Consider the following 16742-nt stretch of genomic DNA (forward strand, 5'->3'; position numbering starts at 1 on the left):
AAATACCTCTCCTTGGCACGGCCCATTCTTACAGGTAAGGTGGCAAACATGGCTTCCTTCAGGCTTGAGTTTCATTGACCAGTCGCTGATTGATGTAATCAATGGCTTGCTGCGGATCCATTATCTTGTTCACCACGTTGGTCACGCCCTGGCCGATAATGATTTCCGCATGGCGCAGGTTGAACAACTGGCCCTGTAAACCCCGAGATTCACGGATGCCGGTACTAGGATTATCCCGTAGCAGGTTGAACCACGGATAGAGATGCAGGATGCGCTGATTCTGATAGATGCTGCGGTGGGCGCTGTTACCGCCCAAAAGCACCAGATGCTCGGTAATTTCAGCCGAATACAGCCAACGGATGAACTGTTCTACCTGCGCCTTCTTATCACTGAAACGAGACATGCCTAACGAGCCACCGCCCATCTGCGGGATGTTGCCCGGAACCGGCGCGTAACCTATTGCCGGTGATAGAGGGCTGTGGGCGACGTCGTTGAACAGGTTCATATACATGATCAGCATCGCCACTTGGCCTTGCTCAAACTGGGCCACCGCAGCATTCCACCATTCACTGTTGAGATTGGTGGTGACGGTAAGCTGTTGCTGATATTGCCGCAACGCTTCGATGGCGAATTCTGCCTCCAGTTGCACCGGTTTGTCTTGGTGCACTAGCCGCCCACCTAATGCGTAATAGCGCAGCAGAAACTCGGTAGCAATTAACCCGGAACTACCGAGAGTCGTTGATGAACCTATCGGACGCTGCGGGTTACCGGGTTGATGAGTCGCCGTGAAAAAGGCCGTAATGTCATCAAATTCGTCGAAACTGGTCGGGATCTTCAGTTCCTTGCCGGATTTCTCATAGAACATGCGTTTGACCGTGGGGTCTTCGAACAGATCGCGGCGATAGAACAGCAACTGGGTGCTGGCATCAAACGGCAACGCATAGGCTTTGCCGTCAATCTGGCTGAAATGATGGCCAATTTCTTCCGAGAAGTTATCCAGTAGTTCCGGTAGCGCTGGGGCAATTTCTGCCAACGGCGTGAGAGCCTTTTCTGCAAACCAGGGGAGGCAGGCCATATCGATACGCAGCAAATCGTAATAAGGATGCAGATGCAGATTCGAGAGGATCTCAAACACTTCATCATAAGGATAAACCGCGAGATTCACCTTGATACCGGTCCGGCGATAGAAATGCGGCAACAGCTTCTTCAGCGCATCGGTGGATGGGCTAGGCAGGATCAGCATGTTCAGCGTTTCACCCTGCTCAGAAACGGCGGGCATGGATTGAACGTCGAGAGCAAAGCCGCGGCTATCCAGTATCTGCTCATCGGCCAGTGTCACTAATCCGCAGATATAACGGGCGATTTCCAGACCCAGCCGGGCGTAATCCATCTGATAGTGGTACTGATTGGCTACTACGGCGGGTTCGTTATCGCTGAGTTGCCAGATCGGCGGGCAGGGGACCGCGCTACCCAGATAGGCCGCCTGCGTCAGGCAACGGGCTTTTTCACTGTCTTGAGCAATCAGGACCTGTGGCGGCTGGCCAGCAAAAAAAGCGAAAGCGGCGGTGTGACATTCACTGGCCGGTGACGGAACGACCGTTAACTGGGTCGATGGGCTTAACTGTGCCAGCGTAGCTTTCAATGCCTCGACAAAACACTGGCCGTTGGTATAAGCGAGTGGCTCACAAAGCACGCCAACGTGTGCGGGCTGTTCGCGGGCGATCTCGCTGGCAATGGCTTGGCCAGCCAGGCAAAAGTTCAGGTTGAATGTGGCCTTGGCCTGCGCTGGATGGCGATAGACAAACAGGATCTGCTCCGCTGGCAGCCGTAGCGTCTGATAATAGCTTTCGCTGTCGGCAAGGCAGGAGACCGTAACGATGGTTTGGTAGGATTTTGCGGCCAGCGTCTGCAAGATATCTCTTTCGGCAGAGGGTAGATCGTTAGTGACGTAAAGATCCAGATCGCCTGGGAAAGAAGATCGTAACGATTGCTGAAGCCCGCGGTAGAGCTGGTGATACTGCTCACTGTTGATATCGGGCAGGATCAGCGCAACGCCACTGCTTTTGCTGGCGCGTAGCGACTGCGCCTGGGCATTAATTTGATAACCCATTTGCTGGGCGGCCTGTTTGACCGCCTCGATCTTTTCAACGCTGACATTGCCGCGCCCGTTGAGCACGTTGGAAGCGGTGCCATGAGATACCCCCGCCAGCTTCGCTATATCCTTGATAGTTGCCATTTTCCCACCGCTTTGAACCGCCTGTTTTGATGCTAACACCGGCATGGGCGCTTCGCTATCTCGATTTATCTCCAAGCGTAAAATTTGGATCGTTCCATAATTAAATGGTTGTTATTTATACTTTATTAATCCAGTGTCACCAATTTGATGAAAAACATAATAATTACCAATGATTATTTTTAGTGAATTGATTTTACTAAGTATTAAATTTAATTTTTGAAGCCGGTCACCAATGTGCATTACAGTGTTAACCGTTTTTTGGTCTCAGGATTATTATTGACACGTTCCAAAATCACTTTCGTCGATTACCTTAACGAAGGAGATAGGAGCAACAGGTCAGTAATATACTGAATAAAAAGGATAAAAAATGAAAATATATTTCCTGGGATCGGCTGCCTCTGAAGGGATCCCCAATCCGTTTTGCCGCTGTGAACATTGCCAACAGGCCCGTTTTCTCAAGGGGAAAGATCTGCGTACCCACTCTTCGGCGATTATTGATGATGTGATGTTGATCGACGTCGCCCCGGAGTTCAGCCAACAGCTGTTGCGTGATGGGTTGGACGCAAGTTGCTTCACCGACCTGCTGTTTACCCACACCCATCCAGACCATTTCAACGTCGGTGAGCTGTTTAGCCGAATGGAGGGCTACGGTTTCGATATCGACCATCCATTGGAGATTTTTGGTAACGACCGGGCGATCAACGGTTGTGCTGCGGTATTACCGGGTTACAGCAAACAGCGTTTTGGTTTCCACTGCCTAGTGCCTTTTGTCACCGTAGAAAGCCATGGCTACAAGATCACACCGCTGCTGGCTAACCATGCCAAGTGGGAGCTGTGCTACGTGTATGTGATCGAAAAAGACGGCCAGACGATTTTCTATGGCCATGATTCCGGCTGGTTCCCGGAACTCACCTGGCAGTGGCTACAGGGCAAAGCGCTGGATTTGGTGGTGCTGGAATGTACCTACGGTTTCAACGGCGACGATCGCACTGACAACCATATGAGCCTGGAAACCGTGTTTGCCGCCCAAGAGAAGCTGCGTGCGATGGAGAGCCTGCATGCCGGCAGCCAGATCGTGGTGTCACATATTTCTCACAGCGGCAAGTTGCTGCATGAGGAGCTGGTGGCGGCCTGCCGTGATAAAAACATCACCGTTGCGTATGACGGCCTGACCGTTAACGTGGCATAGGGGGAGATCTCATGGACTTTAACAAGACTCCTCGCCTGCTGATCATGATGTTTGTGCAGTATTTCATGCAGGGTGCCTGGAATATGACGATGGGCCTGGTGCTGAGTACCTACGGTATGGCCGCCATTATCGGTTCATCATATGCGCTGCTGGGGTTGGCAACGATACTCTCGCCGCTGTTTATCGGCATGGTTGCAGACCGCTTCTTTGCTTCGCAGAAAGTCATGGCGATCCTGCACCTGATCAACGCCGGGGTGATCCTGTGTGTACCGCAGTTTATCGAGGCGCAGGACACTACCATGACGTTGGTGATGATCTTCCTGGTCGGGTTGCTGTTCTATCCGACTACCGCGCTGGCCAACAGCATCAGCTTTAGCCATATCAACGGCGTGAAGTACTTCCCGGTGATCCGCGTGTTTGGCACCTTCGGCTTTATGGCGATAGGTTTCATCATCGGGCAGATGGGATATTCCGGCGATACCATGACCTGGTACATTGCATCGGCCGCTGGGGTGGGATTGGGGCTGTACTGCTTTACCTTGCCGGATACACCGCCGAAGGCCAAGGGCAGCACCTTCACCCTGCGCGATCTGCTGTGCCTGGATGCGCTGTCGCTGTTTAAAGATCGTAACTTCTCCATTCTGATGCTGAGCATCTTTGTGTTGATGATCCCCAAAACGGCCTATTCCGCCTATATTCCGGTATTCCTCAAAGCGCTCGGGTTTGATAATGCCGCCTCCATGATGCAGGTAGGGATCGCCTGTGAAGTGGTGTTTATGTTCCTGCTTTCGTTCTTCCTACTGAAAGCGGGCTTCAAGGTGACGTTGATGATGGGCGCGGTGTGCTGGATCATCCGTTCGGTGCTGTTCTCCCAGGCGGCGCTTGACGCCAACATGACGTTTGTCCTGATTGGCCTGATGCTGCAAGGCTTCTGCTGGGACTTCTTCTTTACGGTAGGGGACATCTATGTCGACCGTAAAGCACGGCCCGAAATCAAAGCCCAGGCCCAGAGTCTGCGCTTTATCGTCTCCAATGGTTTTGGCTTGCTGTTCGCTTCCACCATTTGCGGCCAGATCTTCAACAGCACCGTGACTGAGCAGGGGCCGCAGGCGTTACCGCAGTGGGAAAGCTTCTGGCTGTTCTCGGCGATTATCGCCGCCGTTGTCTCGGTGTTCTTCTTTATTTTCTTTAAGGACGATCTTTCTAAACAGAAAACGCCGGCGGCAATGAAGCCAGCGCAGCAATAGGAAGCAACATGGACAGCTGGTTATCGGTGCTGGGCGGGTTGGGGCCGCTCCATCTGGCGACGGTAGGCAAAATAGTCGCGGCGTTTGTTCTGGGGGGGGGGATTGGCCTGGAACGTGAATCCAAGGGCAAGCCCGTTGGGTTTAAAACCTGCGTGATTATTGCCGTCGCCAGCTGCGTATTAACGGTGGTGTCGATTCAGTCTGCAGAGTATTACGCCGAGATATCCGTCAATATCCGTAGCGATCCCATGCGGTTGGCCGCACAGATTATCAGTGGGGTGGGCTTCCTGGGTGCCGGGGTGATCTTGCACCGCCGTGATGACGCCATTTCCGGTCTGACGACCGCCGCGATCGTTTGGGCATCGGCGGGAGTGGGGATTGCCTGTGGAGCCAGTTTTTATTTGCACGCAATCTTGGCTACCGCACTGTTTTTACTGGCGATAAAGATCAGCCCCTATATTTTCCTGCTGCAATCGAGGAATCACTATCTGGGGAAGGTCAAAGTACGGCTGATACTCGATGAGCAGGCAGGGCTAGCCAGCTTGATGGCCCAGCTCAATCAGCAAAGAAACCTGATTGATGCAATGACGATACGTGACGTCAAAAAGCACAAGATTGAAGTTAACTTTAAGCTAACGGTAAGGAAAAGGACGACCCTGGACGAACTGTATGGCACGTTGCGTGCTATGCAACACGTGTGCTTCGTTGCATTGGAGCATTAACAGGTTTGAGTAGATCAAAAATGCCGGGTAGCTTAGCCAACCCGGCATTTTTTTCCTGGCGCTTGAACAATCAGGCTTTAACCGTGACGTTCATGCCTTTGTAGCTGACCTTCTGGCCATCAACGATCTTGCAGCGCTTACGCGTTTCGACCTGACCGTTTACTTTGACCTGCCCTTCGGCGATCACTTCTTTCGCGGCACCGCCGCTGTCACACCAGCCCTGGAACTTTAGCAGATCGCACAGTTCGACATGAGGGTGACCTTCCAGATTGAAAATTTCCATACTGCCTTAACTTAGTTAGGTTGAACGTCGTGAAATTCCTCGCAGGCTTGCAAGGTATTTTGGATCAGTGTAGCAACGGTCATGGGGCCGACGCCACCTGGAACCGGAGTAATGAAGGCCGCACGTTCGCTTGCGGCTTCGAAGTCTACGTCGCCGACTACTTTACCACTTTCCAAGCGGTTGATGCCGACATCGATCACGATCGCACCCGGTTTGATCCAATCTCCTGGGATAAACCCAGGTTTGCCCACGGCAACGATCAGCAGATCGGCATTCTCGACGTGGTGGCGCAGGTTTTTGGTAAAGCGGTGCGTGACGGTGGTGGTACAGCCAGCCAGCAGCAGTTCCATACTCATCGGGCGGCCAACGATGTTGGAGGCACCCACCACTACGGCGTTCAGGCCATAGGTATCAATGTTGTAGCGCTCCAGCAGGGTGACAATGCCGCGTGGGGTACAAGGTCGCAGTTTAGGCGCGCGCTGGCACAGGCGGCCGACGTTGTAAGGATGGAAACCGTCCACGTCTTTATCCGGGCTGATGCGCTCCAGCACCTTCACGTTATCAATGCCCGCAGGCAAAGGGAGCTGTACCAGAATGCCGTCAATTTCTTTATCGGCGTTTAATTTGTCGATCAGCGCCAGCAGTTCAGGCTCGGTGGTGGAAGTGGGTAGATCGTAAGAGCGGGAGATAAAGCCCACTTCCTCACAGGCCTTGCGCTTGCTGGCGACATAAATCTGCGAAGCCGGATTCTCACCAACCAGTACCACCGCCAGGCCCGGCGCACGCTTGCCAGCTGCCAGACGTTGTTTCACTTGCTCAGCCACTTCGTTTCTAACCTGCTGCGCAATCGTTTTGCCATCAATAATCTTTGCTGCCATCAGTGAGGAAATCCATCATTTAAGAAAAGCGGGGGATGGCGCTATTTTGGCAGAAGAGAGGCGCGCTGTCAGGCTTTCGATCGGGTTAATGCAGAGAATAAGCACACGATTGCGTAGCGGTTTAGACATTTTTTACACCAAAGGAATGATCCTCTACGCTTTTTATCTCCATTGTCTGACTCTTCACTTCATGGTTACTGGTGGTCTGAGCAACGGCCTTCTAAGCCGTAGGTCTGGGCAAGAAGGTAAGGATATTGGCCGTTATGGCCAGGTATTTACGTAGTCAGATCATCGCGTTAGGTTGGTTTTTAGTTGTTGATTTGTGCGAAAAATCACCATAAAGCACGCTTGCGGCCAGCACACCAACAAAAGGCATTGACTCGATAACCTCTGACCGTATAATCCAACTCCGCAACCTCGGTTGCCGCATCCGCATTTCAATGCGCCCTTAGCTCAGTTGGATAGAGCAACGGCCTTCTAAGCCGTAGGTCACAGGTTCGAGCCCTGTAGGGCGTACCATTTCGAAGTAAATAGACGTCAACTGACGTCTTTTTTTATGCCTGAAATTCAGTGAGTTGGCTGATTTTAGCGCATCGAAATTCTCTCAGGGTCTACCTGCATCAAGTAGTATCTATTGGTATATGTGATGGTACATCCCCGTTCAATGAAATCCTGTACTAACAGCCAGTAACGGAGGGTTTCAAATGGCGTTACAGGTTATGGAACGCCTACAACTGGCCCACCTGCTCCTGTCGGAAGATACTGCAGTTGACCGGTTGTTGAAGTGGAAAACGCCGAAAGAGCGATTAAACCAAGGATAAACCTATTACCTCAGCACTTTTGTGAACCGGCCGCCTGATTAGGCTGTCCCTTGCTATAACCGTTACTAATTGGCTTGGCTAGCATCGTTCCGCTTTCAAAGTAACCACAGCTCTGCACAGTGTCATCTTGAGCCCATGAGTAGCTAATCAGATCTGATAGTCAGCTTAGTGCCAGGAGCGGGCGTTGCTTACCTTTAGTCCAGCCAATTATTACGAAATTGCTGATACCACAGCTTCGGTGGCGTTATCAGATGGCGTGCAACCTGTAACAGAGTTTTTGTCGCAAATGTGATTAATTACTTTCTTCATCGGATGACGTTTACTTGCAGAAACGGGTGCTATAATCAACATTATTTAATCTAGCTGGTGTTTTAGTTCAATGATTAGCTAAGTGGAACAATGTTGTTGTAAATCAGTAGGATAGAGTGGTGGTTTCAAACTAAATCTATATTATTCTGCATTTCTTTAGAGGAATGAAAATTATGATGAGAATACTTTCTATAGATGGCGGTGGGATCAGAGGCATCCTTCCAGGTATGATATTAGTCGAGCTGGAGAAAAAACTACAAGTAATATCAAAGAATTCAGAAGCAAGAATTGCTGATTATTTCGATTTGGTCGCTGGCACTAGTACCGGTGCCATTCTTTGTTCCGCCTATGTTTGTCCAGATGCTAAAAGAAAACCAAAATTTACCGCTCAAGAAGCTGTTAATTTTTATCTTGAGGATGGTGATGATATTTTTGATGTAGGCGTCTGGAAAAAAATCAGTTCATTAGGAGGGGCAACTGATGAGAAATATTCAGCAAAAGAGCTGGAGAGAGTATTAAACACGGCGTTTGGTGAAATAAAACTAAGTGAATTATTAAGACCGACCTGCTTTGTTGCTTATGATGTAAGCAGCCGCCTTCCCGTTATCTTCAAGCAGCACTCAGCAGTATCCAAGAATCGAGACTTTCTTGTCAGGGATGTTTTACGTGGCACTTCTGCGGCACCCACGTATTTTGAGGCGGCACGAATTTACTCATTACCTCCTTTATCAGAAAAATTTGTCCTCGTAGATGGTGGTGTGGTGGCAAACGACCCCGCGCTCTGTGCCTACTCCGAAGCCATTAAATTCAGTAATGTTGCTGGCATCAAAGATATGATTATTGTCTCTCTTGGTACTGGTAAAAAATTACAGGGTTATTCCTATTCCGAAATTAAGGACTGGGGCCCTTTTAGCTGGGCAAAACCTGCAATCGATATTGCACTCGAGGGTGGGCCACAGATGACAGCATATTATTTGCAACAAATTGCCTCAACGGTAAAAAACTCTAAATACTACAGAATTCAACCCGAGTTATATGGTGCAGACCCTGCTTTAGATAACGCATCACGAGAGAATTTAGAACTCCTGCGTAACGCAGGGCGACAGAACGCGGCTGTGTTTGATGAAAAACTCACTGAAATTGCTAATTTGTTAGTTAGTAGTGGTGGGGATTTTAAGTTTGAGAAGTAAGCAATGCCCCTTGACTTGTACTGGCTCTGGCCTGATCTGACAGTTGCCGGTTATTTATACAGGTGTCTGTCAGATCAAATCTGGTTCAGATTCTTTTCTGCCCAGACTCGTTTTCCATCAAGTAAAGTGGCTATTGACGTACACCTGCAGCACATTTTCCCCTGATGAGTTTGCTCATTATTGTAATGCCATAACCAGTTGTCCAGAACCATTTGTAGGCTTTCCATGCACCGCCTGTCTTTCAACGCTAAGTTGAAAGACAGGCGGTAGGGCAACGTTCAAATGTCCGCTCTGTGCTGTGAGTTCAATGGGTCGAAGCAACGCTATCCTTAAACGAGGGGGGACGTTGGTTCAGCGCTGCCTTTTTTCCTTCCAGGGGTTCCTGTACGGAATCGTCGAAATTTCCGGCACTAGGATTTAGTCTATTTTTGAAGCATGTTTGGTATGTGCCGATGAGTACTCTTATGATGTCATGAATTAGAATTTATCCGTACCAGCTATGTGAGATGTTGCAATCAGTTGGACTGCCCCCACTCCGGTAGACGATCCTGCCCTATAGACAACTAGGGTATATACTGGTGGTGTACGGATATATTCTGGCTTGGGTAAATGTTTCCAGTCGCGGTGCATGACCCACATTTTCCCTTTTCTTCCTCAACCAAATCAACAAAGTAAAATCAGAAAAAGAGGATTTGACCATCATGACTCAGATTTTTACTTTAACACTTTCTCCTTCTCTCGATAGTGCGACGACCACTCCCAAGATCTACCCTGAAGGGAAACTGCGCTGCACCACCCCCATTTTTGAACCTGGTGGGGGCGGTATCAATGTTGCCCGTGCCGTTGTTTATCTTGGTGGGCAAGCCAGTGCGATCTTTCCCATTGGCGGGCCAACGGGCGAGCATTTAAAAGAGTTGCTTGATCGGGAAGGCATTGTTACAGAAACCCTGAAAGCTCAGGACTGGACAAGGCAGAACCTACATGTCCATGTGGATAATAGCGGTGAACAGTTTCGTTTTGTTATGCCAGGGGCAAGGGTTAATGATGCCGAGTTTGACCAGATTCTGTTGAAGGTGCAGAAGATCCCTCATGGTTCGATTCTGGTGGTGAGTGGCAGCTTGCCACCGGGCACCACGCTGGCAAAATTAACCGATCTGATTAAGCTGGCGCAAGCCATGGGATTGCAGTGTATCGTCGACAGTTCCGGGGATGCTTTACAGGCCTGCCTGGATGTAGGGGGGCTGGCTTTGGTAAAACCGAATCAGAATGAACTGTCTGCGCTTATCGGGCGGTCATTGGAGCATCCTGATGATGTCCGGGCTGCCGCTAAGGCGTTGGTACAACAGGGCGGAGCTGAGCGGGTTGTTGTATCACTCGGCCCTCAAGGGGCTCTCGCGGTTGATAGTGACACCTGTATACAGATAGTCCCGCCACCGGTGAAGAAACTTAGCACCGTCGGGGCAGGTGACAGCATGGTAGGCGCGATGGTGCTGAAATTGGCAAACGGGGCAGACCTGGTGGATATGGTTCGGTTCGGCGTCGCAGCAGGCAGTGCAGCCACGCTTAATCTTGGAACGCGGCTCTGTTCACTGGCGGATACCCAGCGCCTGTATGACTACATTTGCAAAAGTTCGCGAGGCTGAGTTTGGAAAACCCTACGACGCGGGTTATTTTGCAATAGGATCAATCATCCATAAATAGCTTAAGCCTACGCAATCAGGGATATTCTCGGGTATGGCTCATTTACTTTGCTCAGCCAGTGATAAAATTGTGCCGTGCTATCACGTTACCAGGCAAATTGGCATCAACGTTTGCGGTTATTCGTGATTTCACATATGAAAATTCGCATATGTAATTGACTCCATATCCAATCCGATTATGATTAAAGGCGATCCTCAGGAGACAACTATGCCGCTTACCCCCTTACAGCTCTTCAAAAACCTATCCGATGAAACCCGTCTGGGTATCGTGCTCCTGCTCAAGGAGATGGGGGAGTTATGTGTGTGCGATCTTTGCGCAGCATTGGAGCAGTCGCAGCCCAAGATCTCCCGCCATCTGGCAATGTTACGGGAAAGCGAACTGTTGCTGGATCGTAAGCAGGGGAAATGGGTTCACTACAGATTATCTCCGCATATTCCTTCCTGGGCTGCTCAGGTTATCGAGCAGGCCTGGTTAAGCCAACAAGAAGACGTTCAGAGCATTGCTCGCAAGCTGGTATCAGCCAACTGCTCTGGCAGCGGCAAGGCTGTTTGTCTTTAAAAAATTTACCTATACACATATGTTTTTTCGAATGTGAGGTGTTAAAAATGAAAACGTTAACGGTGTTTGACCCAGCGATGTGCTGTAGTACCGGCGTTTGCGGTACTGAGGTCGAGCAGTTTCTGGTTGATTTTTCTGCGGATGTGCAATGGCTGAAACAGCGAGGCGTCCAGGTTGACCGTTATAACCTGGCGCAGCAACCCATGAACTTTGTACAAAACGAGAAAGCTAAAGCGTTCCTTGAGGCATCGGGGGCTGAAGGACTGCCACTGCTGTTACTGGACGGAGAAACGGTAATGGCAGGGCGATACCCGAAACGTGCCGAGTTGTCTCGCTGGTTTAGTATACCACTGGAGAAGATAGGATTAGCTCCTACGGGTTGCTGTGGCGGTAAGACTTCCTGTTGCTGAACATGTCTGGAGGACAGATGAAATTCTTACAGAATATTCCCCCTTACCTGTTTTTTACCGGTAAAGGGGGCGTCGGTAAAACCTCTATTTCCTGCGCCACGGCTATCCGTCTGGCGGAGCAGGGCAAGCGGGTTCTGCTTGTCAGCACCGATCCGGCTTCAAATGTCGGCCAGGTCTTTGACCAGACTATTGGCAACACCATTCTGCCTGTGATCTCTGTACCAGGACTTTCAGCGCTGGAAATTGATCCACAGGCAGCCGCCCAGGAATATCGGGCCAGAATTGTTGATCCCATCAAAGGCATTCTGCCTGATGATGTCGTTAACAGTATTAACGAGCAACTCTCAGGTGCATGTACCACAGAAATTGCAGCTTTTGATGAATTTACCGGGTTGCTGACTGACGCATCATTATTGACCCGTTTTGACCATATCATTTTTGATACCGCGCCTACGGGCCACACCATTCGCCTTCTCCAGTTACCTGGAGCGTGGAGTGGCTTTATTGAGAGTAATCCAGACGGGGCTTCCTGTCTTGGCCCGATGGCAGGGCTGGAAAAACAGCGTGAGCAATATTCGCACGCCGTTAAGGTTTTGTCTGACCCGGAGCGTACGCGGTTGGTTTTAGTGGCAAGACTGCAAAAATCCACGCTGCAGGAGGTCGCCCGTACTCATAATGAGCTTGCGGCGATTGGCCTCAAAAATCAGTATCTGGTCATCAACGGTGTTTTACCTGAAACAGCAGCGGTAAACGATGCATTGGCGGCTGCAATATGGGGCCGGGAGCAGGAGGCATTGGCAACCCTTCCTGTCGGTCTGGCCGGTCTGCCAACGGACACCTTATTCCTTCAACCAGTAAATATGGTTGGCGTTCCTGCACTAAGGGGGCTTCTCGCCTCCGGGCCTGAAACAGTTTCCTTCGCTGAAGAACACTCGCTGCAACAACCATCGCTCCCGTCACTGTCCACTTTGGTTGATGAGATTGCCCGCAGTGAACATGGCCTGATTATGCTGATGGGCAAAGGTGGCGTGGGTAAAACAACCATGGCTGCTGCAATAGCAGTCAGGCTGGCCGAGATGGGATTTGATGTGCATCTCACGACGTCAGATCCTGCTGCGCACCTCAGTACAACCCTCAATGGAAGCCTAAATAACCTGCAGGTCAGCAGAATAGACCCTCATGCTGAAACAGAACGTTATCGTCAGCATATCCTTGAAACCAAAGGACGTGACTTGGATGAGGCGGGGAAACATCTGTTGGAAGAGGATTTACGCTCTCCCTGTACTGAAGAGATTGCTGTTTTCCAGGCTTTCTCGCGGGTGATCCGGGAAGCGGGTAAACGATTCGTTGTCATGGATACGGCACCGACCGGGCATACATTGTTGTTACTTGATGCCACCGGGGCATATCACCGGGAGATAGCAAAGAAAATGGGAGATAAAGCTCATTTCACGACGCCGATGATGCAGCTTCAGGACTCGCGGCGCACCAAAGTCTTACTGGTCACGCTGCCTGAAACCACCCCCGTGTTGGAGGCGGCAAATTTGCAGGCCGATCTTGAACGGGCGGGGATCCATCCCTGGGGCTGGATTATCAATAACAGTCTTTCCATCGCGGAAACTCATTCACCATTGCTTCGTCAGCGCGCGCAGCAGGAGCTACCTCAAATAGAGGCCGTTAAGCGCCAGCATACTAACCGTGTTGCGTTGGTTCCTGTTCTTGCAGTAGAGCCAACGGGTATCGACAAACTCAAACAGCTCGCAGGTTGATTTTTAACAGATACAGGGCAGTTACGCTGCCCTGTCAGGAGGTTTTATGTTACTGGCAGGAGCAATTTTCATCCTGACCATCGTGTTGGTAATCTGGCAGCCGAAGGGGTTAGGGATCGGCTGGAGTGCCACTCTGGGTGCGATACTGGCTCTGGTGTCGGGGGGGGTACACATTGCGGATATCCCGGTAGTGTGGAATATCGTCTGGAACGCCACCGCAACCTTTATTGCCGTCATTATTATCAGCCTGCTGCTGGATGAGTCTGGCTTTTTTGAGTGGGCAGCTCTACACGTTTCCCGTTGGGGAAATGGCCGTGGTCGCCTGTTGTTTACCTATATCGTTCTGCTCGGTGCGGCGGTGGCAGCGCTATTTGCCAATGATGGTGCGGCTCTCATTCTGACACCGATCGTTATCGCTATGCTACTGGCTCTCGGGTTCAGTAAAAGCGCTACGTTGGCTTTCGTTATGGCCGCTGGGTTTATTGCCGATACCGCCAGCCTACCGCTTATTGTGTCGAACCTGGTCAATATTGTTTCGGCAGACTTCTTCCATCTGGGTTTCACTGAATACGCTTCAGTGATGGTGCCGGTGGATATTGCCGCCATTATTGCCACGCTGGTGATGCTGCATCTGTTCTTTCGTAAAGATATTCCGCCGACCTATGACCTGAACCGTCTGAAACAACCCGCACTCGCAATCAAGGACCCGGCGACGTTCAGAACCGGCTGGATTGTATTACTTCTTCTGCTGGTCGGTTTTTTTGTGCTGGAACCATTAGGGATCCCGGTTAGCGCTATTGCGGCTGTTGGAGCCGCTATCCTGTTTGCCGTCGCTAAAAGAGGACATGCCATTAACACCGGTAAAGTGCTGCGCGGTGCGCCCTGGCAGATTGTGATTTTCTCACTGGGGATGTATCTGGTTGTCTATGGTTTACGTAATGCCGGACTAACAGAATATCTCTCTGGCGTGTTGAGTTTACTGGCAGACCAAGGGCTTTGGGCCGCCACCTTTGGCACAGGGTTCCTGACCGCATTCCTGTCATCTATCATGAACAACATGCCTACCGTGCTGGTCGGCGCATTGTCGATTGATGGCAGCACCGCTTCAGGGGTTATCAAGGAAGCAATGATTTATGCCAATGTGATTGGCTGCGATCTGGGGCCTAAAATAACTCCTATTGGTAGCCTGGCAACGCTGTTGTGGCTGCACGTACTTTCACAGAAGAACATGACGATCACTTGGGGATATTACTTCCGCACCGGGATTATCATGACGCTGCCTGTGCTGTTTGTAACGCTGGCCGCGCTGGCGCTACGTCTCTCTGTTACTCTGTAATGAGATCCTGATATGAGCAACATTACCATTTATCATAACCCGGCCTGCGGCACCTCGCGTAATACGTTGGAGATGATCCGTAACAGCGGCACCGAACCGACTATTATTCATTATCTTGAGACGCCACCATCACGTAATGAGTTGGGCAAACTTATTGCCGATATGGGCATTGCAGTACGGGCTCTGCTGCGTAAAAACGTTGAGCCGTATGAAACGTTAGGGCTTGCCAAAGACCGTTTTACTGACGATCAACTCATCGACTTTATGTTACAGCATCCGATCCTGATTAACCGTCCCATTGTCGTGACGCCGTTGGGAACCCGGCTGTGCCGCCCTTCAGAAGTCGTGTTGGATATTCTTCCGGAGGCGCAGAAAAGTGCGTTTACCAAGGAAGACGGTGAGAAGGTGGTTGATGAAAAGGGGCATCGCTTAAGTTGATTGTGTAGGTAAAATAGTCGAGATGATGAAAGGGCGAGAGTTCTCGCCCTTTTTTCTGGGGACCCGTGTTAACGAAGTATCAGAAGCCTGCTTTCTCGAGTGCTTCGGGTTTATCGTGAACACCAAAACGGTCAACGATGGTGCTGGTAGCTTCGTTCATCCCACGGATCTCAACTTCCGTGCCTTCTCTGCGGAACTTAATGACCACCTTATCCAGAGCGCTGACGGATGTGATGTCCCAGAAATGGGCATGTGAAACATCTATCACCACATGCTCAATGGTTTCGCGGAAATTAAAGTGTCTGGTAAAGCGGTCTGCCGAGGCAAAAAAAACCTGGCCGGTAACGGTATAGGTTCGGCTCGAATCCTCAAGAACAGAAGTGACTCTCATGAACCGGGATATTTTTGTGGCAAAGTTGAGAGAGGCTATCAGTACGCCAGTCAGCACGCCAAAGGCCAGATTATGTGTTGCAACCATGACAGCGACAGTGGCGAGCATGACCACGCTGGTTGAAAGTGGATGTGTACGCAGGTTGATAATCGAGCGCCAGGAGAACGTTCCGATGGATACCATAATCATCACCGCGACGAGCGCTGCCATGGGGATCTGAGATACCCAGTCACGTAGGAACACAATCAGGCAAAGCAGCACTACGCCAGCCGTGAGAGTAGAAAGTCGCCCACGCCCGCCTGATTTTACGTTGATAACCGACTGCCCGATCATCGCACACCCAGCCATTCCTCCGACAAAGGGCGCACAAATATTGGCGATACCCTGCGCTTTGCATTCCCGGTTCTTGTCACTGGGGGTGTCGGTCATGTCATCCACGATAGTAGCGGTCATCATTGACTCAAGCAGGCCAACAACCGCAAGCCCCGCAGAATATGGCAGGATGATGAGCAGTGTCTGGATAGTTAGCGGCACGTCGGGAAGCAGGAAGACAGGCAGGCTGTCTGGAAGTTTACCCATGTCACCTACAGTTCGTACATCCAGATGCAGCCACATGGCAATGCCAGTCAGCACCACGATGCAGACAAGTGGTGAAGGAATGGTTTTGTTAAGGTACGGGAAGAGATAAATAATTCCTAGACCCGCCGCAGTCATGGCATAAACATGCCAGGTCACATTAGTCAGTTCAGGTAACTGCGCCATAAAGATCAGAATTGCCAGCGCGTTGACGAATCCGGTTACCACTGAGCGTGAGACAAAACGCATCAGTCTGCCTAATTTCAGATAACCGGCTATCAGTTGGAAGACCCCCGTCAGAATGGAAGCCGCCAACAGATATTGAAGGCCGTGGTCTTTAACCAGCGTCACCATCAGCAGCGCCATTGCACCTGTGGATGAAGAAATCATCGCCGGACGCCCGCCAAAGAAAGCCATAACTACCGGGATACAGAAAGCAGAGTAGAGCCCTACCTGGGGATCGACACCGGCAATGATGGAAAAGGCGATCGATTCTGGAATGAGTGCGAGCGCGACAACAATTCCGGCCAGTACGTCACCACGGACGTTACCCAGCCAGTCCTTACGCGTTGAGGACAGCAACATGGTTATTTCTCGGTTTTTAGATACAGTCAGCCCTTGAGGGCAAAAATTTATGTACGGTAAAACACATCCGCAGACGGGACGTTATTGAGTGCGTGCAGAGGCT

The 16742-nt window shown here is 50.7% G+C and carries 14 protein-coding genes, 1 tRNA gene and 1 pseudogene; 11 read left to right on the top strand and 5 right to left on the bottom strand.

What is annotated here, in order from left to right:
* Positions 1-58: 58 nt before the first annotated feature.
* On the bottom strand, positions 59-2236 hold the full coding sequence (locus tag AC6HVW_RS06780; protein WP_071682364.1) for an extracellular solute-binding protein: 2178 nt from the start codon (positions 2234-2236) through the stop codon (positions 59-61).
* Between the two features lie 367 nt (positions 2237-2603).
* On the opposite strand from AC6HVW_RS06780, the gene AC6HVW_RS06785 reads away from it, so the two are divergent.
* Genes AC6HVW_RS06785 through AC6HVW_RS06795 form a run of 3 tightly spaced genes read left to right on the top strand, consistent with a single transcriptional unit; the run spans position 2604 to position 5394 of the window.
* Positions 2604-3425: an MBL fold metallo-hydrolase gene (locus tag AC6HVW_RS06785; protein WP_497569307.1), complete on the top strand. Its 822-nt coding sequence runs from the start codon at positions 2604-2606 to the stop codon at positions 3423-3425.
* A gap of 11 nt (positions 3426-3436) precedes the next feature.
* Positions 3437-4672 carry an MFS transporter gene (locus AC6HVW_RS06790; RefSeq protein ID WP_021180061.1) on the top strand — a complete coding sequence of 412 codons (1236 nt, stop codon included), beginning with the start codon at positions 3437-3439 and terminating at the stop codon, positions 4670-4672.
* Between the two features lie 8 nt (positions 4673-4680).
* Positions 4681-5394: an MgtC/SapB family protein gene (locus AC6HVW_RS06795; protein WP_071682354.1), complete on the top strand. Its 714-nt coding sequence runs from the start codon at positions 4681-4683 to the stop codon at positions 5392-5394.
* 70 nt (positions 5395-5464) lie between these two features.
* On the opposite strand, the gene ybcJ is transcribed toward AC6HVW_RS06795, so the two are convergent.
* On the bottom strand, positions 5465-5677 hold the full coding sequence (gene ybcJ / locus AC6HVW_RS06800; protein ID WP_021180059.1) for a ribosome-associated protein YbcJ: 213 nt from the start codon (positions 5675-5677) through the stop codon (positions 5465-5467).
* 11 nt (positions 5678-5688) lie between these two features.
* Positions 5689-6555, bottom strand: coding sequence for a bifunctional methylenetetrahydrofolate dehydrogenase/methenyltetrahydrofolate cyclohydrolase FolD (gene folD, locus AC6HVW_RS06805; RefSeq protein WP_071682353.1), 867 nt, complete (start codon positions 6553-6555; stop codon positions 5689-5691).
* A gap of 442 nt (positions 6556-6997) precedes the next feature.
* Between folD and AC6HVW_RS06810 the strand changes: the two genes are divergently transcribed.
* Both AC6HVW_RS06810 and AC6HVW_RS06815 read left to right on the top strand, forming a co-directional pair.
* Positions 6998-7074: transfer RNA gene (locus tag AC6HVW_RS06810), tRNA-Arg, on the top strand.
* A 784-nt stretch (positions 7075-7858) separates the two neighbouring features.
* The gene (locus AC6HVW_RS06815) at positions 7859-8875 is read left to right on the top strand and encodes a patatin-like phospholipase family protein (RefSeq protein ID WP_222436277.1); all 1017 of its coding nucleotides are present in this window, start codon (positions 7859-7861) and stop codon (positions 8873-8875) included.
* A gap of 74 nt (positions 8876-8949) precedes the next feature.
* Here the strand turns inward: AC6HVW_RS06815 and AC6HVW_RS06820 are convergent.
* Positions 8950-9099, bottom strand: a pseudogene (locus AC6HVW_RS06820) (IS481 family transposase); the annotation flags it as partial.
* A 477-nt stretch (positions 9100-9576) separates the two neighbouring features.
* Here AC6HVW_RS06820 and pfkB point away from each other — a divergent pair.
* From pfkB to arsC, 6 genes are all read left to right on the top strand, one after another.
* Positions 9577-10518 carry a 6-phosphofructokinase II gene (gene pfkB / locus AC6HVW_RS06825; RefSeq protein ID WP_071682331.1) on the top strand — a complete coding sequence of 314 codons (942 nt, stop codon included), beginning with the start codon at positions 9577-9579 and terminating at the stop codon, positions 10516-10518.
* 265 nt (positions 10519-10783) lie between these two features.
* On the top strand, positions 10784-11134 hold the full coding sequence (gene arsR, locus AC6HVW_RS06830; RefSeq protein WP_071682330.1) for an As(III)-sensing metalloregulatory transcriptional repressor ArsR: 351 nt from the start codon (positions 10784-10786) through the stop codon (positions 11132-11134).
* A 47-nt stretch (positions 11135-11181) separates the two neighbouring features.
* Positions 11182-11544, top strand: a complete 363-nt coding sequence (gene arsD, locus AC6HVW_RS06835) for an arsenite efflux transporter metallochaperone ArsD (RefSeq protein ID WP_071682329.1) — start codon at positions 11182-11184, stop codon at positions 11542-11544.
* Positions 11545-11561: 17 nt separating this feature from the next.
* A complete protein-coding gene (gene arsA, locus AC6HVW_RS06840; protein ID WP_071682328.1) occupies positions 11562-13313 on the top strand; it encodes an arsenical pump-driving ATPase in 1752 nt (583 codons plus the stop codon).
* A gap of 46 nt (positions 13314-13359) precedes the next feature.
* Positions 13360-14649, top strand: coding sequence for an arsenic transporter (locus AC6HVW_RS06845; RefSeq protein ID WP_071682327.1), 1290 nt, complete (start codon positions 13360-13362; stop codon positions 14647-14649).
* Between the two features lie 12 nt (positions 14650-14661).
* Positions 14662-15087 carry a glutaredoxin-dependent arsenate reductase gene (gene arsC, locus AC6HVW_RS06850; RefSeq protein ID WP_071682326.1) on the top strand — a complete coding sequence of 142 codons (426 nt, stop codon included), beginning with the start codon at positions 14662-14664 and terminating at the stop codon, positions 15085-15087.
* Positions 15088-15166: 79 nt separating this feature from the next.
* Here arsC and AC6HVW_RS06855 read toward each other — a convergent pair whose 3' ends face one another.
* Positions 15167-16639, bottom strand: coding sequence for a SulP family inorganic anion transporter (locus tag AC6HVW_RS06855; RefSeq protein WP_497569308.1), 1473 nt, complete (start codon positions 16637-16639; stop codon positions 15167-15169).
* Positions 16640-16742: the final 103 nt, after the last annotated feature.

The organism is Serratia sp. NCCP-200 (genome assembly GCF_059697885.1).

Excerpts from the sequence above, each read along its gene's own strand:
- AC6HVW_RS06790 (WP_021180061.1), top strand. The coding sequence starts at position 3,437 with ATGGACTTTAACAAGACTCCTCGCCTGCTGATCATGATGTTTGTGCAG.
- arsR (WP_071682330.1), top strand. The coding sequence starts at position 10,784 with ATGCCGCTTACCCCCTTACAGCTCTTCAAAAACCTATCCGATGAAACC.
- ybcJ (WP_021180059.1), bottom strand. The coding sequence starts at position 5,677 with ATGGAAATTTTCAATCTGGAAGGTCACCCTCATGTCGAACTGTGCGAT.
- arsD (WP_071682329.1), top strand. The coding sequence starts at position 11,182 with ATGAAAACGTTAACGGTGTTTGACCCAGCGATGTGCTGTAGTACCGGC.
- AC6HVW_RS06785 (WP_497569307.1), top strand. The coding sequence starts at position 2,604 with ATGAAAATATATTTCCTGGGATCGGCTGCCTCTGAAGGGATCCCCAAT.
- AC6HVW_RS06795 (WP_071682354.1), top strand. The coding sequence starts at position 4,681 with ATGGACAGCTGGTTATCGGTGCTGGGCGGGTTGGGGCCGCTCCATCTG.
- folD (WP_071682353.1), bottom strand. The coding sequence starts at position 6,555 with ATGGCAGCAAAGATTATTGATGGCAAAACGATTGCGCAGCAGGTTAGA.
- AC6HVW_RS06855 (WP_497569308.1), bottom strand. The coding sequence starts at position 16,639 with ATGTTGCTGTCCTCAACGCGTAAGGACTGGCTGGGTAACGTCCGTGGT.
- arsA (WP_071682328.1), top strand. The coding sequence starts at position 11,562 with ATGAAATTCTTACAGAATATTCCCCCTTACCTGTTTTTTACCGGTAAA.
- arsC (WP_071682326.1), top strand. The coding sequence starts at position 14,662 with ATGAGCAACATTACCATTTATCATAACCCGGCCTGCGGCACCTCGCGT.
- AC6HVW_RS06780 (WP_071682364.1), bottom strand. The coding sequence starts at position 2,236 with ATGGCAACTATCAAGGATATAGCGAAGCTGGCGGGGGTATCTCATGGC.
- pfkB (WP_071682331.1), top strand. The coding sequence starts at position 9,577 with ATGACTCAGATTTTTACTTTAACACTTTCTCCTTCTCTCGATAGTGCG.
- AC6HVW_RS06845 (WP_071682327.1), top strand. The coding sequence starts at position 13,360 with ATGTTACTGGCAGGAGCAATTTTCATCCTGACCATCGTGTTGGTAATC.
- AC6HVW_RS06815 (WP_222436277.1), top strand. The coding sequence starts at position 7,859 with ATGATGAGAATACTTTCTATAGATGGCGGTGGGATCAGAGGCATCCTT.